General features: G+C 59.8%; 17 protein-coding genes. 5 read left to right on the top strand and 12 right to left on the bottom strand.

The window, feature by feature from the left end:
* The first annotated feature begins 95 nt into the window (after positions 1-95).
* Together BLU48_RS27940 and BLU48_RS32105 are read left to right on the top strand one after the other, a co-directional pair.
* Positions 96-371 carry an HU family DNA-binding protein gene (locus BLU48_RS27940; protein WP_003195589.1) on the top strand — a complete coding sequence of 92 codons (276 nt, stop codon included), beginning with the start codon at positions 96-98 and terminating at the stop codon, positions 369-371.
* A gap of 279 nt (positions 372-650) precedes the next feature.
* Positions 651-1,778: a type III secretion effector protein gene (locus BLU48_RS32105; RefSeq protein ID WP_164484842.1), complete on the top strand. Its 1,128-nt coding sequence runs from the start codon at positions 651-653 to the stop codon at positions 1,776-1,778.
* 201 nt (positions 1,779-1,979) lie between these two features.
* On the opposite strand, the gene BLU48_RS32100 is transcribed toward BLU48_RS32105, so the two are convergent.
* From BLU48_RS32100 to tssA, 12 genes are all read right to left on the bottom strand, one after another.
* Positions 1,980-2,567, bottom strand: a complete 588-nt coding sequence (locus BLU48_RS32100) for a hypothetical protein (protein ID WP_172833434.1) — start codon at positions 2,565-2,567, stop codon at positions 1,980-1,982.
* Positions 2,564-6,889, bottom strand: coding sequence for an RHS repeat-associated core domain-containing protein (locus BLU48_RS27925; RefSeq protein ID WP_057023305.1), 4,326 nt, complete (start codon positions 6,887-6,889; stop codon positions 2,564-2,566). Before BLU48_RS27925 ends, BLU48_RS32100 begins: the two co-directional genes overlap by 4 nt.
* A 14-nt stretch (positions 6,890-6,903) precedes the next feature.
* The gene (locus tag BLU48_RS27920) at positions 6,904-7,338 is read right to left on the bottom strand and encodes a DcrB-related protein (protein ID WP_057023306.1); all 435 of its coding nucleotides are present in this window, start codon (positions 7,336-7,338) and stop codon (positions 6,904-6,906) included.
* A gap of 15 nt (positions 7,339-7,353) precedes the next feature.
* On the bottom strand, positions 7,354-9,300 hold the full coding sequence (locus BLU48_RS27915; protein WP_046070120.1) for a type VI secretion system Vgr family protein: 1,947 nt from the start codon (positions 9,298-9,300) through the stop codon (positions 7,354-7,356).
* A gap of 158 nt (positions 9,301-9,458) precedes the next feature.
* The gene (gene tssH / locus BLU48_RS27910) at positions 9,459-12,116 is read right to left on the bottom strand and encodes a type VI secretion system ATPase TssH (RefSeq protein WP_057023307.1); all 2,658 of its coding nucleotides are present in this window, start codon (positions 12,114-12,116) and stop codon (positions 9,459-9,461) included.
* A complete protein-coding gene (gene tssG, locus BLU48_RS27905; RefSeq protein ID WP_057023308.1) occupies positions 12,109-13,152 on the bottom strand; it encodes a type VI secretion system baseplate subunit TssG in 1,044 nt (347 codons plus the stop codon). Before tssG ends, tssH begins: the two co-directional genes overlap by 8 nt.
* Complete coding sequence (gene tssF / locus BLU48_RS27900; RefSeq protein ID WP_057023309.1) at positions 13,116-14,975, bottom strand: type VI secretion system baseplate subunit TssF; 1,860 nt, start codon at positions 14,973-14,975, stop codon at positions 13,116-13,118. Before tssF ends, tssG begins: the two co-directional genes overlap by 37 nt.
* On the bottom strand, positions 14,972-15,487 hold the full coding sequence (gene tssE, locus BLU48_RS27895) for a type VI secretion system baseplate subunit TssE (RefSeq protein ID WP_005792513.1): 516 nt from the start codon (positions 15,485-15,487) through the stop codon (positions 14,972-14,974). Before tssE ends, tssF begins: the two co-directional genes overlap by 4 nt.
* Before the next feature lie 78 nt (positions 15,488-15,565).
* Positions 15,566-16,054 (bottom strand): Hcp family type VI secretion system effector, encoded by a 489-nt coding sequence (locus BLU48_RS27890; protein ID WP_005792512.1) that lies wholly within the window; start codon positions 16,052-16,054, stop codon positions 15,566-15,568.
* A gap of 171 nt (positions 16,055-16,225) precedes the next feature.
* The gene (tssC, locus tag BLU48_RS27885; RefSeq protein WP_043048103.1) at positions 16,226-17,722 is read right to left on the bottom strand and encodes a type VI secretion system contractile sheath large subunit; all 1,497 of its coding nucleotides are present in this window, start codon (positions 17,720-17,722) and stop codon (positions 16,226-16,228) included.
* Between the two features lie 2 nt (positions 17,723-17,724).
* Positions 17,725-18,231 (bottom strand): type VI secretion system contractile sheath small subunit, encoded by a 507-nt coding sequence (gene tssB / locus BLU48_RS27880; protein ID WP_003195557.1) that lies wholly within the window; start codon positions 18,229-18,231, stop codon positions 17,725-17,727.
* 54 nt (positions 18,232-18,285) lie between these two features.
* Positions 18,286-19,305 carry a type VI secretion system protein TssA gene (gene tssA / locus BLU48_RS27875; protein ID WP_057023310.1) on the bottom strand — a complete coding sequence of 340 codons (1,020 nt, stop codon included), beginning with the start codon at positions 19,303-19,305 and terminating at the stop codon, positions 18,286-18,288.
* 394 nt (positions 19,306-19,699) lie between these two features.
* Here tssA and tagH point away from each other — a divergent pair, with 394 nt between their 5' ends.
* From tagH to tssK, 3 genes are read left to right on the top strand one after another with little or no spacing between them, the layout of a single operon-like run.
* Entirely contained in the window at positions 19,700-21,034 is a 1,335-nt protein-coding gene (tagH, locus tag BLU48_RS27870) for a type VI secretion system-associated FHA domain protein TagH (protein WP_057023311.1), read from the top strand.
* A gap of 57 nt (positions 21,035-21,091) precedes the next feature.
* Complete coding sequence (tssJ, locus tag BLU48_RS27865) at positions 21,092-21,601, top strand: type VI secretion system lipoprotein TssJ (RefSeq protein WP_057023312.1); 510 nt, start codon at positions 21,092-21,094, stop codon at positions 21,599-21,601.
* Positions 21,602-21,619: 18 nt separating this feature from the next.
* Entirely contained in the window at positions 21,620-22,954 is a 1,335-nt protein-coding gene (gene tssK / locus BLU48_RS27860; protein WP_046070113.1) for a type VI secretion system baseplate subunit TssK, read from the top strand.
* Positions 22,955-22,957: the final 3 nt, after the last annotated feature.

Genomic DNA, 22,957 nt, shown 5'->3' with positions numbered 1-22,957 from the left:
CGTCTGCCGCAGAGTAGAGCCTGCGGCGCCTTGGGCGCTGCTCCACCAGAGAGCAGCACGGACATAACAACAAAAAACCGTCAAAGAGGCTTCATATGCGTAAACCAGATCTCGCAGCCGCCATCGCTGAAAAAGCAGACCTCACTAAAGAGCAGGCCAACCGCGTGCTCAACGCCGTTCTCGAAGAAATCACCGGCGCCCTGCACCGCAAGGACAGCGTCACCCTGGTGGGCTTCGGCACTTTCCTGCAACGCCACCGTGGCGCCCGCACCGGCAAAAACCCGCAAACCGGTGAGCCAGTGAAAATCAAGGCGAGCAACACCGTAGCGTTCAAGCCGGGCAAGTCGCTCAAAGACAGCGTCAACCCGTAAGTAAGCGAGGCCGCCTCGAAGGGAGGCGGGCGGTAAAAGAATGGGCATGCCGATTGAGTCGGGTGCCCATTTTTGTTGGGTGCGAAAAAGAGTGCCGGCGGAATAAAAGTAGTTGCCTATTGCATTGTTGTGAGCAGTCAATGTAGAGGCTGTATCAAGTCGAAAGTTGGTTGGGTTATGTAAATTGTTCATTCGATTTGGAACCATATCTAAGCAATTGTCACCTATAGCGCGAGACAGCAGGGAACGCTCTCTAAACTCATTTTTAGAGGTGTATGTATGAAAGTTGATCAGCCTATTAATCCCTATTCCAATCTGTTACCCCAGGAAAAAAAGACGGAAGCAGGTGCTTCAGCAGCTCCTGGAAATATTGGAGCAGCCGCAGGCAGTTCGAGCCCCGCATCAGAAGCGGCTAAGGAGAAGGTATTCAGATACCCCGCAGCCACGCCTGAGGAGATCAATGCTAAAGCCAGACGTGAAGATGATGCCGCTGTAAGTAGGATCGAGCCGGGAGAGGCCGGGCAACTGCAAGGCACAAGTCGTCTTCGTCGCGCTGCCGGTTCCTTTAAGCCTAAGACGGCTAAGCAATCTAGTACATTTAAGCAAACTAGTAAATCTAAGCAAACAACTCAATCTAAGCAAACAACTCAATCTAAGCAAACAACTCAGTCTAAGCAAACAACTCAGTCTAAGCAATCTAGTGCATCTGACACGTCGAGCACAGCTAAGTCGACTAGCGCACCTGCACCTAAGCCAAAGGTTGCGCCGAACAGTCCGAGCAGTAACGTGAGTGCCGCGCAAAGTATTGCCAACCAGCCACAGAGCTTACCGGCAGCGCCCCCGTCAGTAGCCGCTAGTATACGCAATGCTTTTATAACCGCCGGGGCAAACAACGTGGTCGCCAGCCCCTTCACTGTGGGAAATCAATTCGCGTCCAGTTACTTCCAGAGCAAACTTGAAGCACAATCTGAAATGCCTGGAGCGCCAGTAGTGAATGCAGATGGCACGATCGGAACCGTGGATCCTAACGCGACGGAGGCGCAAAAAATGGATGCTCGGCTTAAAGGCGCTGAAATAAAAAACGAGGCAACGTCCAACCTGTTTATTTTTCTGGCTTTAGGGAGCGACGCGAAAGGGGTGCAGCCGAGCGATGATGCGCCTACTGATACAGAAGGGCGCTTGAGCAATCTTGAGAAGACGCTGGATGAAATCGAAAAGCAAATGCCAGAGCTCGCCGAGCGGTTCGACATTCTCTACAAGCCGTATGTAACTCCTGAGTCATCAGAAGCGCCGACTGAGCAGTCTCGTATGGACAATATTGAAAAGCGCCAAGCTTATATAGATGAAAAAGTCGACTTGCTGAAAACTATCCAGGAACAAAAGGCAAAGAAAAAAGCAGGCGTTTAAGTAAAGGGACGAATAGGCGGGGAGGTTATTCGATATTGGCAGTTGCTTAGACCGCCGTTATTTATTGAATAAACCTCTCATCCATCTCGTTGAAAAAGCCTTATTTTTTGTCCACTGTATGTTCGGACAGACAGGGACGGATTAATTTAATTTATCTTATGGGTCTTCATTTAAATAAGCTGCCTAATGAATAGGTCTGGGTCACACAAGCATAATAGGGTGAAATTCCAAAAAAGAATGGTCGAAGTCAAGGCTCAGCAATTTATTTTTATACGCTTCGCAAATGACGATGTTGAAAGCTCCGCCCCAGCCCTCTAAGCGAAAAACCTCTGTGTTTTTTGGGATTTTGTCTATGCTTAATGTTGGGTTGAAAAAGAAACGACCTCTTGGGTTTTGCCACTCTTTGACCACGTGTGATTCGGGCCAAGCCTCGTATTCAGACAGCGCCCAATCGACGCAATCGACATGTTTGTAAGCGTGAAGAAGACGATAACGCACGTTTTGTGTTTTGTGGCTGATGGGCACAAATTGCACATGCTCCGTCAGCAAGTTATCCAATCCTTGGAGAGCTTCGTCAAATACAAAAAAGTCAGCCCCGATGGTGTTGACCGGGGCTGTGTTCCCATCTACGAGAATCTCATAGTGCAGAGGTTCGAAGGCACAAGGCATTCTACTATTAGATAGCTCAACATCGTCTACTTCCTCTCCTTTATAAACGAGCCCTCCCAGATTTACATAACCTTCCCACTTTTTACTGGTGACGTTTGGATTAAGTTTGAAGTAATTCATAAGTCTACTTTCCTCAAAATCTTATTAAGCGTGGAGGTAGGGTCCAGTGCCTCCTTCCTAAGCTCTGCGAGCTCGGCCTTGAATTGATCCGGCCCTTTTCGGCTTGCATTTTGCAGTCGTTTATAAATCTCTGCATGCATTCCCTCTGGGTGCGGACCTTTATGCCCGGGCACGTCCACTTTGTTTAACGGGTCATTGAGTACGTCCCTGCGGGATTTTCCGTTTTTAAATTTACCCAACCCATTTTTCTCAAAAAGAACACGGTATTTCGGTGTCCATTTTGCATGTTTATTCGTAGCGATATGGTGTGTCGGGGCGCAGGCGGAGAGCCCCCAAGGATCAAGCCAACCTATCGGGTTTGCTGCGTACTGGTAGAGGTTGAAGCCCCCGGCTAGCCCGATAGGGTCCGTCGTTGTGAAGCGTCCCACATCGGGGTCATAAAATCTAAATATGTTGTAATGCAGTCCAATCTCTCGATCCAGGTATTGCCCCTGGAATCTCAGATTCTGTTGCTCAAGATAATAAGGCTCACTTATTTCCTCGACGGTATTGCCCCATACGCGATATTTGGCTTGCCAGACGATATGACCGTCGGCTTCGGTAAGCTGCTCTGGGAGGCCAATGATATCGTTATGGTAGTAACGGATACTTTGTAGTACGCCGAAGCCGTCGATTCGGGCCAGCGGCTCATAATCTCCTTCTTCGTAGACGTACACGCTTGATTGATTGTTTCGTTGCTCTTGCAGGAGCTGCAGGCCGTCCCATGTAAAATAGCTGCGTCCCAGCGGATAGTCATTGGCACCATGCTCGCTCTTTTCAATGCGTCGCCCCAGCGGGTCGTAGGTCATCCTGACTACACTGCCGTTTTCATTTCGCACTTCTACCAGTCGGCTTTCTGCATCATACGCAAACCGCTGTAAGCCACGCGCGGCGCTACGTTTTTCAATCATCCGGCCAAGAGTGTCGTACTTGTAACGTTTGTCCTGATGAGTCAGCAGCCGGTTATACCGTACCAGCCCGCTCTGTTGCGGCGCATCCAGCAGGTTTGCCGCTGCATCGTATGCGTATGTTTCGCTCCGTCCTATCGAATGGCTGACTAGGATACGCCCGGTACTGTCATAGCCCAGTAGCTCTTGACGGTCGTATTGTCGGCTTATCCGACGTCGCCCGATCAGGTTGTCACTGGGATCGTAGGTGTAGTCCGTCTCGACTAACGGGGGCAGTTGCCACGGCTGGTCAATACTGCGGCGTTGGCGTGAGCGAACTCTACCGCTTCGGTCATATGCGGTACTCGTCTTGAATTGGCCCTGGGTACGCTGCACTTCGCGATGCACGCGATCACGCTCGAAGTCGCTGATGACTTTTCCATCGATGTTCAACTGATGCAGGTGGCCGCTACCGTAGTACAGCCTGTTCAACCATCGACCGTCGGGCAAGCCGGTTTGGATCAGATTTCCCAGTTCGTCGTAACGATGCTGCACAGACCCTGCCGCGCTTTGCTCTTCAAGCAACTGACCCAACGCGTCATAGCTAAAGGCGAGGGCCTGCTGGCGACCGTCCAGAGCGGTGAAACTGACACCCACCAGATGATCGTTCAGATCATGTTCATAAACGGTGGTACCGTCTGAAGTAACTTTGCTGATCAGGCGTCCTAGAGGATCCCGCTGAAACTGGTGGGACAGTGGAGCAACTGGCTCGCCTTCGATTCCCGGCAGGTAGTCTACGGCGATAACGTCGTCCAACTGATCGTAGGTGTAGCAGCGCCGGCTTTGGTCTAGGTCTTGCTGCTGCACCAGACGATCTGCTGCATCCCACTCGAAGCGATAGCTTTCACCATTTTCATTCGTCAGTCTGCGCAGTCGCCCATAGGCGTCGTGATCGAACATGATCGTCCGGTTGTGTGCATCCCAGCGTTGTTTGACCAGGCCGCGTACGTCATAGGCATAGCGCGTGGTGCTGCCGGCCGGGTCGATATAGGCCGTCAAATAGCCGCTGGTGCTACGTTGAAGTTGTTCCACGCGGCCATCCGGAAGCCTGCATTCCAAAAGCAGTCCCTGCGGGCTATACCGATAGCGCACCGATTCACCCTCGGCATTGGTCTGCACCACCAAATTGCCGAAGGCGTCGTACTGATAGCGAGTGGGATAACCCGAGCAGTCCACTTCTTCGACCAGTTGGCTCCATTCGTTCCAATGCAATGTTCTGGCTTTTTCCGTCGCATCGAAGATGCGCACCGGCTGGCCGAAACCGTCGTAGACATAGCGCGTACGGTTGCCAAGAGGGTCGACTTCCTCGATGCAGTTGCCACGCTGATCGTAGCGGTAATGCCAACTGTGGCCCGCAGTGTCGGTTTCTACCTCGGGCAATGCCCAGTGTGCCAGCCATCGCGTAGCACTGGTCCTGCCCAGCGGGTCGATCACCGCGCTCAAGTTACCTGACTCGTCGTAGTTGAAGCTCCACTGGCCGCCTTGCGGGTCAATTGCGGCCAGCAGTTGGCGGTCGTCGCTCCACTCGAACTGCCAGATATGGCCTAGGTTGTTCACGTAGCGAGTGATTTGGAACTGTGGGTTCCAATGCCGGGTGCTGACGCGCATCAGGCCATCGGTCACGCGGGTAATGCCGGCATCGAGATCGTATTCGAAGGTGTATTCGTCTCCAGCGTCTGTCCAGTGCCGACTCACGCGCCATTCCGGGCCGCCTGGCCCCTCCACTTCAGCCCATTGGTAGAAACAGCGCAGGCCACTCGGCAATTGGTGTTCGATCAAGCGCCGACTGGCGTCGTAAGCGAAGCGTCGTTGGGTTGTACTTTGTGCGTCCAAGACCTCGGCAAGATCGCCATTGCTGTCATAGCGATAACTGACGAGCATGTCGCTGCGCGCATCGAAATGGTCCTGGCGCAGGTAACGTCGTTCGATATGGCTCACGCGCCCAGGATGCTCTACGGAGTAGATCAGGTCGACGTGCATCAAGTCATGGGTGTCGCGTAACCGGCACAATCGGCCCTGAGCGTTGTAGTCGAGGAAGATCCGCCCTTCGTTACGATCACCCAGAAGGTGCAAGCGCATCCGCGTGCTGTTCAACGGGTCGGTTTCGAAGAGCCGGTACAAGCCTTCCGTACTCTCGATCAGTACCGCCCCCTCTGCGCTGCGCCTGACGGCCAAGCCCTCGCCAGGGCTGAAAGCGCCGCCAGACAACGGGATATAGCCAATTTCCAGGCGGCGCCCTTGCTCATCGATATAGGTCAGGTTTTCATCGGCATCAATCTCTACGGCTACCTCATAGCCGACACTCCAACCCGCACCGAAAAGGCTGCCCTGGCGTGTGTCGAGGCTACTGTAAAAACGCTGCCATACGATGTTGAGCAGGCCTGGCAGGATGAAATCCAGCTCCTCTTCCCCGCCCAGTACCTTGGCCCCCGTTGCGCTGTGCACCGGATTGGGCGAACCATTCATGGCGCTCTTGAGTGCCGAGGTGACCTTGGCGGTCCCGTAAGAGATCGCGCCGCCCACCAACGCACCTCCGATCATGCACGGCAGCTTGGTCCAGAAACATTTCAGATTGCCCCGCAACGCCATCACCACGGCAATCGCCAGCCCCACCCCCGGCGTTTTCCCGCTACGAATCTCCTGTACCACAATGGTCTCGCCGCCAATGCGCACATCCGGCGAAATCAAGCCCTGGGCGGTGCCAATCTTGGCGTCACAGGTACTGCGATCACCGCTGCGTGCCGCAGGCTGCCCGTTGATGAACACCGAGCTGGAACCTTCGGCAATAAACTGCAGGGGCATGGGCGGGTGCTTGTTGCACGCCACGGTGTCCAGCGGGCACGGCTCGGTACCGGGGGCGGGCGAGGCGACGGTCGGGCGCCACATCTGCGAGAAAAACTCCCCGGCCATATCCAGAAAGCTTGGCGCTGGCGGCTCGCTGGGCGCGACCGGCACGGCGGTCATTTTGCCGGCTGCACGGGCAGCTTTTTTGCCATTGATGAACACGTTGTGCGAGCCGCTGGTGATGAACGCATCGATCACCGGCGGGAACACCCAGTTGGCGGCGGACTCGCACCAACTGGATATCTTCAAGTCCGCACCCGTGAGGCCTGCGGTAATGCCGACGACAGCGCCGACCACCAACACCAATGCCACACCGCCTGTGGCAATGGTCGCACCGGTCGCGAGGAAAACCGCTCCGGCAACGGCCAGGCAGCCCACAGTAGTGATCGCCGCATAGGCGGCCACTTCCAGCACACCGCCGAGAATATCGGCCATCACCGAGGTGTGCAGCAGTGCGTCGCCTTCGCGGGCAGCCCAAAGATCGTCACTCATCGCTCAGGCTCGACTCAGGGCGTAGCAGTAAAATTGAGCGTGTTTTTGAGTGTCGCCCAATGAGCTGCCTCGGCAGGGCCCAGGGGATGGGTCTTGACGTAGCTCAGCGCAATCAGTTGGCGGGTGCCGGGTATCTGCATTGCCAGCTGATATTGGTAAATGTTGTCGCTGCCTTTGTTGAAACGGTTCTGTACTTCAAAGGCGTCGATGTCCTGCGTCGGTCCGACCTTGACCGCTTGGGCGGGGGAATAGCGCAGATCCTTGACCTGCTGCTCGAGCTTTTTCAGCTGGCCCTCGAAGTTGCTTTGCAGGCTTTCGCCGTCCGCCAACGGGCTGCGGCTTACCACCAGGGTGGTGCCCAGCTTGGCGAACTTGAGGATATTGATCGAAGTGTCCTGTACCTCGGCATCAGGCAGGGTGAACTGTGCTTCGTTGATCAGGTAATTCATGGTGAAGAAATCTCGTTATTGACCAGCGCCGGGCTTGCCGGGGAATTTTGATTCGACGGCGGACTTGATCGTGTCTTGCACGCCTTGGGCGCCGGGCGATGTGCCCTTGTCACTGCCCAGGTTGATATCCAGCTTGCCCTTCGTCTGGATCTTGCTGCTGCCGGTGGAAAACAGGTTGAACGAGCCACAGGTCAGGTTGATGTCCCCGCCTGCCTTGAGCTCGATCACACTGTCCCCGCACACCAGGCGAAGACACTCTCCGGCTTCGATGGTGTAGTGGGTGGCGGCGCTGTCCGACTTGGCCCCACCCACAATCACGGTATCGTTGTTGCGCACCACCCGCAGGCGGTTACTCCCGATGGTCACCGTCTCGTTGTGGCCAATGCTCTTGTTGCGGTCATGCCCCACCGAGTGGCTTTCATCCACCTCTACCACGATGTCCTGGTTGCGTTCGGCATGGATGTACAACTGCTCCAGCCCCTTCTTGTCCTCCATACGGATTTCATTGAAGTTGGCCGGTGTGCCGCCTTTGCTCGAGCGGCTTTTCATGCCGCTCTGGGTCGCGTTTTCCGGCAGATCGTAGGGCACGGTCTGCTCGGCGTTGTAGACGCGGCCTGTGATGATCGGACGGTCGGGGTCGCCTTCGAGGAAGCTGACGATCACTTCCTGGCCGATCCGTGGAATCTGCATCGAACCCCAGTTCTTGCCGGCCCAGGATTGCGATACGCGAATCCAGCAGGAGCTGTTCTCGTTGGACTGGTCGTGACGGTCCCAGTAGAAGTGCACCTTTACGCGGCCGTATTGGTCGGTCCAGATTTCTTCGCCCTTGGGGCCGACCACCAGGGCGGTCTGCGGGCCTTTGACGATGGGGCGGTGGGTGTTGGCCAGCGGGCGGAAACTCTGTTGGGCGTCGATGCAGGTCAGGCTGCTTTCGAACTGCGCCGAGCCCGAGCCACCGCCGCTTTCCAGGCTTTCCTGGACGATGTAGTAGCGGCAGCCGACGATCAGGTATTCGCGGTTCTGGTCCTGGCGGCTGAAGCCGGTGAGGCTGAACAGATGGCCGGAGCCCAGGCCCCGCGCATTGCCGGCGAACTCGATCTGTTCATGCAGCGTTTGCAGCGCTTCGATGCGGGTGCGGGCGTAGTGTTCGCCGTCTGCGCTTTGCACATAGGTGCCCGGGTAGTCGTACAGCGGGTAGTCGCCTGCGGTGTGCGGGCGTGGCATGGCCGAGCGCACGTCGATGCTGGCGCTGGGGCGCTGAAAGTCGTAGTCGTTAAGCTCCAGCGACCCGGGCTGCACCTCCTGCGCCAGGTGCCAGTTGTGCATATGGTCGCGTTCGCGCTGCTGCTCGTCCTTGGGGTAGTAAGGGATCGACGCGTAGCCTGGTACGGTGGTGTGGGCGCCGTAAGCGTCGGCCAGCACCAGCACATGGCGGTCCTGTTCATGGCGGAAGAAGTAGTAGATGCCTTCCTGTTCCATCAGACGGCTGACGAAATCGAAACTGGTCTCGCGGTACTGCACGCAGTATTCCCACTCGCGATACGGTCGGCTCAGGGCATCTTCGAAGTCGGAAAAGCCCAGGTCGCGGAATACCTGCTTGATGATCTGCGGGATGCTCAGGTTCTGGAAAATCCGGCAGTCGGAGGTGCGGCTGAGCAACCACAGCCATGGGCGTAGGGTCACCTGGTAACTGGCGAACTGGCCCTGGTCGATGTTCTGGCTGCAACGGGCAACGATGCCGTGGAAATGCCGCTCGCCGCCGTCTGCCAGTTGCAAGCCCACGCTCATGGGCTTACCGAGCAACTGGTTGAGGTCGATGTTGGCGTCCAGGGACGTCAGTTGCAGCTCATAGTTGAACAGCCTGCCCAGCTCTTCACCGCCGCCCATTTCATTGAGCAACAGCACATCCGGCCCGAGGGGGCTGGTGATCTTGGCCAGGCGTGAGGCTTGGTTGAATAGCATCGGTTAACCCGTAAGTGTCGTAATAACTGAAGAAACCGAGTCCAAGTGTGGGAGGGGGCTTGCCCCCGATAGCAGTGTGTCAGTTGATGCATTGGGTGACTGATCCACCGCAATCGGGGGCAAGCCCCCTCCCACAATTTTTATCGCATTCCGTCAGGTCAATCGCTGAAGTCGTAGTGCAATTCATTATCCCGGCTGCTGATCCGCACCCCCGCCAGCGCCTTGCCTTCGAGCATGCGCGTGAGGAATTCGCGGCTCATGTCCGGCAGCAGGCTGTTGGTGAGGATGGTGTCGATCATGCGCCCACCGCTTTCGGTTTCGGTGCAGCGCGAGACAATCAGGTCGACCACTGCGTCGTCGTAGTCGAAGGCGACTTTGTGGGTGCTCTCCACGCGCTTCTTGATGCGGTTCAGTTGCAGGCGGGTGATCGCCTTGAGCATCTCGTCGCTCAGCGGATAGTACGGAATGGTCACCAGGCGCCCGAGCAGGGCCGGCGGGAAAATCTCCAACAGCGGCTGGCGCAGGGCCTTGGCGATCTCTTCCGGCTCGGGGATGTTCGCCGGGTCTTTGCACACCTGGGAGATCAGCTCTGTCCCGGCGTTGGTGGTCAGCAGGATCAGGGTGTTCTTGAAGTCGATCACCCGGCCTTCGCCGTCTTCCATCACGCCCTTGTCGAACACCTGGAAGAATATCTCGTGCACGTCCGGGTGGGCTTTTTCCACCTCGTCCAACAGCACCACGCTGTAGGGTTTGCGCCGTACCGCTTCGGTGAGCACGCCGCCTTCGCCGTAGCCGATATAGCCCGGTGGCGCGCCCTTGAGGGTGGACACGGTGTGGGCTTCCTGGAATTCGCTCATGTTGATGGTGATCACGTTCTGCTCGCCGCCGTACATGGCTTCAGCCAGGGCAAGGGCGGTTTCGGTCTTGCCCACGCCCGAGGTGCCGGCGAGCATGAACACGCCAATCGGCTTGCTCGGGTTGTCGAGGCCGGCGCGGGAAGTCTGGATGCGCTTGGCGATCATTTGCAGGGCGTGGTCCTGGCCGATGATGCGTTTTTTCAGGTGCTGGTCGAGGTTAAGCACGGTCTCCAGTTCGTTGCGGGCCATGCGGCCCACCGGGATGCCGGTCCAGTCGGCGACCACCGAGGCCACCGCCTGGTAATCCACGGTCGGCAGGATCAGTGGGGTTTCACCTTGCAGGGTGGTGAGGCGCTGTTGCAGGTCGACCAGTTGCGCACGCAATTCATCGTTGCCGCTGTCCACCATGCCGGCTTTTTCGCGCAAAGTCGCTCGGGTGGCGAGCAGCTCATCCACCAGGGCTTTCTCGTCGGCCCAACGGCTTTCCAGGGTCGCCAGGCGTTCACGTTCGGCGCTTAACAGGGCTTCGCTGTTGCTCTGGCGCGCACCAATGGCAATGCCGATGGCGTGTTCGCGGGCGATGATCTGCAGCTCGGTCTCCAGCGCTTCGATACGGCGGCGGCTGTCGTCCACTTCGGCGGGCACCGCGTGCAGGCTGATGGCGACGCGGGCGCAGGCGGTATCCAGCAGGCTCACGGATTTGTCCGGCAACTGGCGCGCCGGGATGTAGCGGTGCGACAGCTTCACCGAGGCTTCCAGGGCTTCATCGAGGATCTGCACCTGGTGGTGTTTTTCCATGGTCGAGGCCACGCCGCGCATCATCAGCAGCGCCTTGTCTTCCGACGGCTCGGCAACCTGCACCACCTGGAAGCGGCGGGTCAGGGCCGGGTCTTTCTCGATGTGCTTCTTGTACTCGGCCCAGGTGGTGGCGGCCACGGTACGCAAGGTGCCACGGGCGAGGGCGGGCTTGAGCAGGTTGGCGGCGTCACCTGTACCGGCAGCACCACCGGCACCCACCAGGGTATGGGCTTCGTCGATAAACAGGATGATCGGCTTGGGCGACGCCTGCACGTCTTCGATGACCTGGCGCAGACGCTGTTCGAACTCGCCTTTCATGCTGGCGCCGGCTTGCAGCAGGCCCACGTCGAGGCAGCGCAGTTCTACATCCTTCAGGGCCGGTGGCACATCACCGGCGACAATGCGCAGGGCGAAACCCTCGACCACGGCAGTCTTGCCCACCCCGGCTTCACCGGTGAGGATCGGGTTGTTCTGGCGCCGACGCATGAGGATATCCACCAGTTGGCGGATCTCTTCGTCACGGCCGACGATAGGGTCGAGCTTGCCGCTGCGGGCCTGTTCGGTCAGGTCGACAGTGAAGCGCTTGAGGGCTTCCTGCTTGCCCATCGCACTTGGCGCCATCGCGCCACTGGCTTCGCCCGGCACGGCGCCGGCATTGAAACCGTCGCTGGCAGTCAGTGCGTTTTCCGGCGAGTCACCGACGTATTCGTCAAAGCGCTCGCTCAAGGCTTCGACCTTGATCTTGTCGAACTCGGCCGACAACCCCAGCAGCGCATGGCGCAGGCTCGGCGTCTTGAGAATACCCAGCACCAGATAGCCGGTGCGCACCTGGCTTTCACCGAACATCAGGCTTCCATACACCCAGCCGCGCTCCACGGCTTCTTCCACATGGGAGGACAGGTCGGTGATCGAGGTCGAGCCGCGTGGCAGGCGGTCCAGGGCTTCGGTCAGGTCTCGGGCCAGGCGCGCCGGTTCGACGTTGAACTGGCGGATGATGCGGTGCAGGTCCGAGTCCTGCAGTTGCAGCAACTGGTGAAACCAATGGGCCAGTTCCACATACGGATTACCGCGCAACTTGCAGAACACGGTGGCGGCTTCGATGGCCTTGTAGGCCACGCTGTTGAGTTTGCCGAACAGTGCGGCGCGACTGATTTCACCCATGCTCTGGATTCCTTGAGGTGGTGGCGTGATCGGCGTAATGCCGGGCCAGGATTAGGTCGTTGGCGTCATGCGCAGGGCGGCCGAGCCAGGTGTTGAAGCCCAGGCGGAACTGGCCGTTGAGTTGCAGCGCCGGTATTTCGGGTTGTTGCAAAACCAGGTTCAAGTCCCAGTCCAATTCATGGCCCAGGTACTCGGCCACCCACGCCACCAGTTCGTTGAACGGCTGGCTGCCGGGCAGCATGCCCATGTAGTCATTGAGTTTCAGCGGGCCGAGGCGAATACGGAATTTGTGCTGGCGGTCCCACACAAAGCGGCCCAGGCAAAAGTCCACGCCCAGCCTATTGGCGCTCACGCCCACGCGGCTACGTTCGGGCAGCTCCAGCCATTGGCCGACGTACTCTTCGATCTCCACCGGCAGGCCGAAGTATTCGCTGAGAATGGCTTTCAAGCCGTCCGGGTAGCGGGTCTGTGCCGACAGGTGGCCGCTGTAGTGCAGCTTGGCGGTATCCGGGATAAGCCCCTGATTCTGCAGGCTTGGCATGCCACGGCCACTCAAGGCGGCGAGGCGTGCAGACCAGTAGTCATCATCCGGGCGGTCGTGGCTGACCGTCGGCCGCGCCTCGGCCCAGGCCCGGTAGAACAGGCTCAGCAAGCGGTGGTGGAACACATCCAGGAACTGCTTGCTGGTGCTGTCGGCATTGTTGCGCTGGCGTTCGCGTACGTATTCGGTGATGTGCAACGGCAGCGGGCCGTTGGGGCCGCCCAGGCCGAAGAAGAATTGCTCGAGCCGCGCCGGCTTGCCGTCGCCACCGGGGTCGACTGACGCCAGCGTGGCCGGGGCGAAGGTGCAATCGGCTTGTTGCCCCAGGCGCAACGGGTCATCCGCCAGGCGCAGGGAATGGCCCAGGCGCGGCAGGTCCGGCGATTCGCACTCGATACGCCGCAGCGCCTGGAAGAAGTCATATTCCCAGGGCTCCTGGTGCATCGCATCCAGGGTACTCACAGGGTCGGACGCCGTCCGGGCTTGGCTTTCCATCGCATGATCTCGCCGCGTTCGGTGGTACGGATCACCGTCTCGGTAAAACTGTTGATCGACACATAACGTGCCAGGAAGCGCTCCAGCACCGCACCGAGCAGGAATACGCCGGTGCCGCGAAACGCGTTTTCATCGAACTCCAAGGTGATTTCCAAGCCACGGCCAAACACAATCGGGCCAGGCATCGGCAGGCGCCGGGTCACGGCCTTGCTGCTGACTTCGCGCAGGCCCTCGATCTGCAATTGCAGGGCCGCATCGTTGTTGTCGCCGTACAGGCGCAGCAGTTCACGCAAGGCCCCGGCACCCTGGCCCTGTTCGCTCAGGGACAGGTAGTTGAGCGACAACTGGCTGATCAGGCGCCAGGCCTTGGCGTCATGGGCATGGCTGGCGCGCGGCCGGCTTGGCCCGGCGACGCAGCGCACAGACAGCACCGGGGCGCTGTCGGCCAGGGTGAAGTCGGTCTTGCCGTTACCCACGCTCATGAACAGCGGCAAGTCGCGGTTGGTGCACAACGCGGTGACACCCAACTGGCGCAGGTCATGGCCGTAGGGCGCCTGGCGGCTGTCCACCAGGCTGACGAAGGTTTCGCTGCCCACATAGGTGGAGCGCGGGCCGTTGCGGCGCTGGTCGCTGGATAACACCCGTGGCTCGCGGCGCACGGTGTAGTAAGCCAGGTCACGGCCATAGCGCGACGGGTCACGCACCGCGTAGAACGGCAAGAACGGCTGTTCCGGCCCAGTGCCATGGCCGGTGATGCCGCTCAATGAGTGAATCTCGAAATCCATCGGCCGCGTGCGGTCGGCGATCACATGGTGTTCGTTGACCCGGTCGGACAAGTGGATGCGGTCTACGCGCTTGGGAAACAGGTTGATCGCCGGGGTGCAGAACGGCAGGAACTGTGCCGCACCGACACTGCCCTCCAGGCTCGGCTCATGACGGTCAAACAGCACGATCAGCTCCAGTTCCTGGCCGTCGCAACGCTTGACTGCACGGCTCAGTTCGGCGAACTCGACGAACAGGAAGCGATGGGGCAGGGCGAAGTATTCCTGCAACAAGCGATAGCCCTGGAATGCCCGCGCCACCACCGGCATGGCTGCGTCGGCATCGTCGAAACCCCGCGAGCGCAACGCGCCCTGGGGCAGGCGCTCGACCCAATCGCCACCGGGTTTGCGTGCAAACACTGCGCAGGCGTTGCCTAACAGTTGTTCGTAGAGGCGGAACGGCTGCTCATCGGCGCCACTGAGGTACAGCGGCAGGTTTTCCAGCTCGAGGCTGTTGAATGGCAGTTCGGCGCCGGTGCGCAAGGTCAAGCGCAAGCCCGCCTTGGCTTTTGGCTCGCTGGCGGCCAGGCGCCCGAGCACGGCGGCGGGGTTGCCGAAGTATTCGGCGGCGCTGACCTGCAGCGGCCACAACGTCACCGGGTGGGCGGTGCGGTACTCGCAGCAGGTCTGGGTTTCGCGGCCCAGGGCAGCACGTAATACGGTGTCGCGGGGCAGCGGGAAACCGCTGGCCAGGGAGCCTTCATCCGGGTCGGTCTGCAGCTGCACCACGGTCATCGACGGCGTCGGCGCCAGGTAATGCGGGTAGGCGATTTCCAGCAGGTTGTGGGTGAAGGTCGGGTACTCGGCGTCGAGCTTGAGCTGCACCCGGGCCGTCAGGTAGGCAAAGCCTTCGAGCAAGCGTTCGACGTAGGGGTCGGCGCAGTCCATACCGGACAGGGTCAGCCGACTGGCAATCTTCGGGTATTCCTTGGCGAACTCGGCGGCGCTTTCGCGCACGTGGTGCAGTTCCTGGTTGTACAGCTCCAGCAGGCGCGGGTTCATGGGCGCCTCCGCTGGTCGGCGTTGACCACGCGTACATGGCCCGACTCCAGGTCGAGGTCGGTTTGCAGCAACAGGCGCAAAGGCACTGGCTGTGCCCACAGGTCGCCTTCGATCTCGAAGCTCAGGGCGTTGTGGTTCATTTCGCCATGGCCGACTCGGGCTTTGACCCGCAAGGTGTGACGCAGGATGCGCGGCTCGAAGGTGGCGATGGCTTGGTAGATCAGGGCTTCCAGTGCCTTGATATCGACGCTGGAAACACTGTTGCCCGCCAGCGCCGGCAGGCCGTAATTGACCACCGAGGTACCGGCTGGGGTGTGCAGCGTGGCATCGGCATCGAGCAACGACGTGGTGTTGAGCAGCCACGCCAGGTCACGCAGCACCGAGGCTTTCAATTGGGTCAGGGACAGCACACGCTTGTCGGCGCTTTCCTTGGGGTTGGTCGGGTCGTCATCGGTCAACCGGTCCAGCAGGGACGGTTGCAGACGGTCGCGGGAAGCGATTTCAGTTACCACCAAAGCAGCTCCACGGACGGGTTGCGAGAGGGACAAGGTATCTGTGGCCGTGACGCGAGGCCACGGCCACAGGGGCTATCAGCGCTTGGTATTGGAGCGGATGTTCCAGCCAAACTTGATCGCGCCGCCATCTTTGGTGCCGTCGGCTTTCTGCGGCTGGTAGTCGACCATCACTTGGGCGAAGTTCAGGGTGACGTTCTCGGTCAGGCGATCATCGGTGCCCGAGCCGCCGGTGCTCAGGGACGTGACCAGCACTTCTTCCAGGTTGATCACCATGTACTCGACCTGGCTTTCGCCACCGGCCTTGCGCACGGTCAGCTTGACCTTGTCGATGTGCTTGCCGCTGGCGCAGTGCATCATCAGGTTGGGCGAAGCCTTGTCGACGTACTTGGTCAGCGACAGGTCCTGGATATTCACCTTGCCCGCACCGCCGCCACCGCCGACGTGCATGTTGCCGGACTGGGCCATGCCCCAGCTCCAGTTCAATACGTCGATTTCGTCCTTGTGGGCCTTGTCCATGGACTCGCCCTTGATGTCGCCGATCTTGATGAAAATATCAACAGCCATGTTTTCTCCCTGTGTGGACTCTGCCACTGAATTTGGTTATGCCCCAAAAGGGGCAATGCTTTTGTGTGGGAGGGGGCTTGCCCCCGATAGCATCACCTCGGTCTGACTGACAGGCCGAGTTGCCTGCATCGGGGGCAAGCCCCCTCCCACAGAAGAGCGAGAGCGAGTTACTTAAGCGCTTTTCGCCGAAGGCAGCTTCGATACCAGGCGCAGCGACACCGTCAGCCCTTCCAGCTGGTAGTGCGGGCGCAGGTAGAACTTGGAGTTGTAGTACCCCGGGTTGCCTTCGACTTCTTCCACGATCACTTCGGCAGCCGCCAACGGGTGCTGGGCCTTGGTGGTTTCGGTGGAGTGCGCCGGGTCGCCGTCGACGTAGTTGAGGATCCAGTCCTGCAACCAGCGCTGCATCTCGTCCTTCTCTTTGAAGGAACCGATCTTGTCGCGCACGATGCACTTCAGGTAATGGGCGAAACGGCAGGTGGCGAACAGGTACGGCAGGCGTGCGGCCAGGTTGGCGTTGGCGGTGGCGTCCGGGTCGTCGTATTCGGCCGGTTTCTGCAACGACTGCGCACCGATGAACGCGGCGAAGTCGGTGTTTTTCTTGTGCAGCAGCGGCATGAAACCGTTCTTCGCCAGTTCCGCTTCACGGCGGTCGCTGATGGCGATTTCGGTCGGGCACTTCATGTCCACGCCGCCGTCATCGGTCGGGAAGGTGTGGGCCGGCAGGTTTTCCACTTCACCGCCGGACTCGATGCCACGGATGCGCGAGCACCAGCCGTAGTGCTTGAACGAACGGTTGATGTTCACCGCCATCGCGTACGCGGCGTTGGCCCAGGTGTACTTGGAGCTGTCGGCGCCGTCGGTGTTTTCTTCGAAGGCAAAGGCTTCCACCGGATCGGTCTTGGCGCCATACGGCAGGCGCGCCAGGAAGCGTGGCATGGTCAGGCCGATGTAGCGCGAGTCTTCCGATTCACGCAGCGAGCGCCAGCCGGCGTATTCCGGGGTGGTGAAGATCTTGGTCAGGTCACGGGGGTTCGACAGCTCCTGCCAGGAGCCCATGCCCATTACGGTTGGCGAAGCTGCAGCGATGAAAGGCGAGTGCATGGCTGCGCAGACTTTCGACAGTTCGCCCAGCAATTCCACATCGGGTGGCGACTGGTCGAAGTAGTAATCGCCTACCAGGCAACCATAAGGTTCGCCGCCGAACTGGCCGTATTCTTCTTCGTACATCTTCTTGAAGATCGGGCTCTGGTCCCATGCGGTGCCCTTGAATTTCTTCAAGGTCTTGTGCAGGTCCGGCTTGGAGATGTTGAGCACGCGAATCTTCAGCTGCTCATCGCTCTCGGTGTTGTTGACCAGGTAGTGCAGGCCACGCCAGGCGCTTTCCAGCTGCTGGAAATCCTGGTGGTGGATGATCTGGTTGACCTGGGCGGTGAGCTTGGCGTCGATGGCGGCGATGATCGATTCGATCGACTTGATTGCGTCGTTGGACACCAGGTCGGTTTGCGCCAGGGCCTGTTCGGCCAGGGTGCGCACCGCAGTTTCCACGGCCTCGCGGGCACGTTCGGTCTTGGGCTTGAACTCTTGCATCAACAGCGAGGCGAACTCGCTGGTTTCTTCGGTGGCGCCCAGGCTGGATGCGCCTTCGCGTACGGTATTGTCAGTCATGCTTACTGCTCCCCTGCAGGCTTGGGCGCGCTGGCAAGTGCCTGAAGCAGTGCCGGGTCCTTGATCGCCTTCATGATGATTTCTTCAGCGCCGGTCTTGCCGTCCATGTAGGTCAGCAGGTTGGCCAACTGGGTGCGGGCTTCGAGCAGCTGGTTCAGGGAGTCGACCTTGCGCGCCACGGCGGCCGGGCTGAAGTCGTCCATGCTTTCGAAGGTGATGTCCAGGCTCAGGTTGCCTTCGCCGGTCAACTCGTTGGGTACGTGGAACGCCACGCGCGGCTGCATGGCCTTGAGGCGCGAGTCGAAGTTATCGACATCCACTTCAAGGAACTTGCGGTCGGCCACGGGAGCCAGAGGCTCGGCAGGCTTGCCGGCGAGATCGGCCATCACACCCATCACAAAAGGCAGCTGGACCTTTTTCTCGGCGCCGTAAAGCTCGACGTCGTACTCGATCTGCACTCGAGGCGCACGGTTGCGCGCGATGAATTTCTGAGAACTTTGCTTCGCCACGTTGCTGCTCCTGGTCGCTTGAGCGACGGTGTTGTTACTGCACGGTCCGGCGGCTTAGTCGCTGTCCGGGCCGCGCAGGTTTTCAAATTGGGACATGCCGTCGGGAATCAGATTGCGCACGATGGCCGCGAAGTCGGCGTGCACCAGGTTCTTGGCCCGGTTCAACAACACCGGCAGCGGGCTCGATGGCTCGTGCCGGGTGTAGTACGCAAGGATCTTGTCGAGGCTGCGCAGCACGTCATCGCGGGTGGCGATATCGCCCGTCGGGCGTGGGGCTGCGGGCGCAGCGGCGCAATCGACCGAGGGGGCATTGTCGTCACTGACGGCCTCGGGATCGCTGCTGCTGTCGGTGCCGGGCACCGCTTGATTGAGGATTTGCAGGGCCTGCTTGAGCGGTTGCTTCAAGGCGCTGAGGTCCACGCCCTGGGCGGAACCGACCTGGTCATTGACCTGTTGTTCGATGGCTTCGCAGGCCGTACGTGCTGCGCTCAAGGCGTCACGAGTGGCTTGCAGGAGTTCGGGGTCGCTGTCGAGGAACGCGGCATTGAGCTGCTGGCTGCCCAGTTGCTCATCGGGGAAGCTCAGCAGGCCGCTGGCGTTGAGCGCGGCGCGCAGACTCACGGGGCCGAAGGTGCGCGAGCGCGTGAGAATACTCTCGCGCAGCAGGCGAATCGTCGTGTCGCTGGTCAAGCCGGACAGGGCATTGATGCGCACGGTGGGGTCGTTATCGTCGTCGGCATCCAGGCGCGGATGCAGGTCCGCCCAGTATTCGCGCAGCAGGGCGTTGATCAGCGTAAGGACTTCGGCCAGCCCGGCCACACCTTGGAGGGCGAGGGAGCTTTGCAGCAGGAAGTGGGTGATGCGCAGGTCTTTGCTGCGCTGCAACAGGTCGAGGCTTTGCTGCTGGATGCTGCGCCATTCCGGGGGTTCAGCGGGCAGGATCGAGTCGCCCATGCTGCGCTCGGGCTGGCCCTTGGCATCACGCTCCAGTTGCAAGAATTGCGCGTCATACTCCATGTCTTCGCCACAAGGCGAAGTCGCAGAAACGGCGGTGAGCAACAACGGCACATCCACTGAATTCGATCTCCTTATCAGCCCGCTGAACGGCGAGCAACGCATGCACGAGTTACGCGATGAACTTTGCATGTTTTCTTGGTCATAACATCAGAGCGCCACTATTGCGCCATCACTGATGTTCAAGAAGTTGTGCATTTTTGGTGTAGTACTTATGCCTTGTCAAGGTAAGCTATTCGCCCTCTGTGACAGATGTGCGGTGTTTAACAACCTGCGCGACTGACGGGTCGAAAGGCGTGCCCGTAGAGGATTTTTGTCATGCAAGCCAGTTAAGATCATCGATCATGCTGGTAAAGACAGTTTTGGCGGTCGTTTTTGCGCGACCGTGGGCAAGTCTTCAGGGAAGCGTGTCCCTTTGGATAGACCGCGCGCGATGTATCAGCAAGGAGGCAAGATGGCGCTGTGTTTGACTATCACTAGTTATCACAAGATTACCCCTGGGCAGTGCCCCGAGAAGTCCATGGATCAGGGCGTGATGGCTATCGGCCGCAGTTCAGAGAATGACTGGGTATTGCCTGACCCGGAACGTCTCGTTTCCTCCCAACATTGCGTTATTCAATACAAAGATGGTCGTTATTACTTAACTGATAACAGTACCAACGGTGTGGAACTGGTAAACGCCGGTATTCGTTTGCGCAGGGGTAATAGCGAGCCGCTGCATGATGGCGAGCTGATCCGCATTGGCGATTACGAAATCCAGGCGCGTATCGACTTCAACGTGCAGGCCGTTGGCAGCCAGCCATTTGCCGGTGATTCGCCGAACAGCTTTGAAGCGCTGATGGGCGCTGTGGCGAGCCCGCCCGCGCCAACGCCGATGATCGCACCGCAGTTCCACGGCGCCTCGTCGATGGAAACCTTGCCCGATCTGTTCGACTTCCTCAGCCCCAGCGCCGTGCCGCCGCCCACCGTGGCCGACCATGTGCCGTCCGAGCAGCACGATTTCCGCCCGCCGGCGCCGGTTGCTGTGCCTGCGCCCGAGCCTGAAAAAGCTCAGGTGCAGGGCTCGGTTATTCCCGAAGACTGGGACCTGTTCGGCGACGCACCCGCGGCGGTGGTCAATACTGCGCCGCCTCCTGCACCTATTGCCCCACCGCCACCTGTGGTCGAGCCTGTTGCGCTCCCCGTGGCCGGCGCCGAGCCACAACCCGACCTGTTGCAAGCCTTCCTGCGCGGTGCCGGCCTTGACCAGCTACGCCTGGATAAAGCCGACGCCTGCGCCCAGATGGAAAGCATTGGCCGCAGCTACCGGCTGATGGTCGAGGGCCTGATTGACGTATTGCGTGCCCGGGCCAGCCTCAAGGGCGAGTTCCGCATGCAGCAGACGATGATCCGTCCTGCCGAAAACAACCCGTTGAAATTCGCCCCGAATGCCGATGAAGCCTTACTGCTGTTGCTTCGTCACGGCAACCAAGCGTTTATGGCGCCGGACGTTGCGGTGCGTGACAGCTTCGACGACTTGCGGGCCCACCAATTGGCGGTGATGGCCGGAGTGGAAGCGGCGATCAAGCACCTGCTCATGCGCTTTGAGCCGGCGCAGCTGGAAGAGCGCATGGGCAAGCCCGGTGGCCTTTCGAGTATTTTCAACGGCTCGCGTCAGGCCCAGTACTGGCAGCAGTTCACCGAGCTCTACAGCAATATTTCCCGCGAGGCCCAGGAGGATTTCCAGGACCTGTTCGGCCGCGAATTCAGTCGGGCCTACGAAGAACACAGCGCACGACAGCGACGCTAAAAACGCGTTGTACGAATGGATCAAACGGATAGCTAAGTACGTCATTGAGGACGCAGGATGATTCCCAGGTTTTTACTCGCAGCCGCTACCGCGCTGCTGCTGACGGCGTGTGCCAACGACGCGGTCAAACCCGAAGCGGTTGCCGGCGCGCAAGCCAGTACCACCACTGTCGAGTTGCACTTCCACGCGATTGCCGGGCTTAACCCCGGCGCCAACGGCCAGGCCGCGCCGGTGCGGGTGCGCATTTTCGAACTGAAAAACGCCGCGACCTTTTCCCGCTCCGATTACTTCGCCCTGGCGGACCGTGCGCAATCGACCCTCGGCCTCGACCTGTTGGACCAGGATGAAGTGATGGTGCAACCCGGCCAGCAACTGAGCATCCAGCGCGACCTCGACCCGGCCACGCGTCAGATCGGCGTGCTGGTGGGCTATCGCGAGCTGGACCGTGCGCAATGGCGCACCGTCATCAACGTGCCGCCGCGCCAATCCAGTGAATACCAGATCAGCCTCGATGTGCGTGCCGTGCGCGCCGATGTCGTGGCTCCCCCATCCAGCCCTGCCCAATAACAAGCAATCGGAGCCCCCATGTCCTGGAACAATCGCGTGGTCTGGTCGGAAGGCATGTTCATCGGAACGCAGCACTTCCAGCAGCATGACCGTTACCTGGAAAACCTGATCGACGCCCGCAGCCGCCCGTTGTCGGCCGGGGCCTGGGGCTTTTCCGAATTGCTGATCGACCAGGGCCTGCTGGCCCAGGGCAAACTGGCGATTGTGTCGGCCCGTGGCCTGTTGCCGGACGGCACGCCGTTCAATATCCCCCAGGATGACCTGGCGCCGAGCCCGTTGAATATCGACGACAATCTGCGCGACGGCCTGGTGTACCTGGCCCTGCCGCTCAAGCGTGCGGGTGCCCGCGACACTGTCGACGAGGGCGAAGCCCTGGAGGCCGCACGTTATGTGAGCCAGGTACGCGAAGTGCGCGACGACAACGCGCCTTTCGAAAACCGCGCACCAGTGGCAGTGGGTTCGCGAGCGTTACGCCTGCTGACGGCGCAGGACGGTATCAGCGACTACGCCGCCATCGGCCTGGTACGCATCAAGGAAAAACGCGCCGACCGTGCGTTGGTGCTGGATGACACCTATATCCCGCCGGTGCTGGATGTGGCCGCAAGCAAACCGTTGACGGCCTTTCGCAGCGAACTGCTCGGCCTGTTGCACCAGCGTGGCGAAGCCCTGGCCGGCCGCGTTGTGGCTTCCGGCGCTGGCGGCGCCTCGGAGATTGCCGACTTCATGCTGTTGCAACTGGTCAATCGCGCCCAGCCGCTGATCCAGCATTTCAACCAGTTGAGCCCGCTGCACCCGGAACGCTTCTTCAGTGAATTGGTGAGCCTGGCCGGTGAGTTTTCCACCTTCTCAACTTCAGGTCGGCGCCCCCAGGAATACCCGCAATACCAGCACGACGACCTGGCCCTGAGCTTCACGCCGGTCATGGCCGCCTTGCGTGAGGCGCTGTCGATGCTGATCGACAGCAAGGCCACGCCAATCCCGATTGTCGAGAAAGCCTACGGCATCCACGTGGCCATGTTGGCCGACAAGACCTTGCTCGACAACGCCAGTTTCATCCTCGTGGTGCGTGCCGATGTGCCCGGCGAAACCCTGCGTGCGCGCTTTGGCCAGCAGAGCAAGGTCGGCTCGGTGGAGCACATCCGCGACATGGTCAACCTGCAACTGCCGGGCATTGGCCTGCTGCCGTTGCCGGTAGCGCCGCGCCAACTGCCGTACCACGCCGGCAGCACCTATTACGAACTGGACCGGGGCAGCGAGCACTGGCAGCAGTTGAGCAATTCCGGCGGTTTTGCCTTCCATATCGCCGGGCAGTTCCCGGGCTTGAACCTGGCCTTCTGGGCGATCCGAGGATAATCC

It is taken from the genome of Pseudomonas synxantha, from assembly GCF_900105675.1.
GTDB lineage: Bacteria > Pseudomonadota > Gammaproteobacteria > Pseudomonadales > Pseudomonadaceae > Aquipseudomonas > Aquipseudomonas synxantha.
This window is presented reverse-complemented; position numbering and strand designations above follow the sequence as displayed.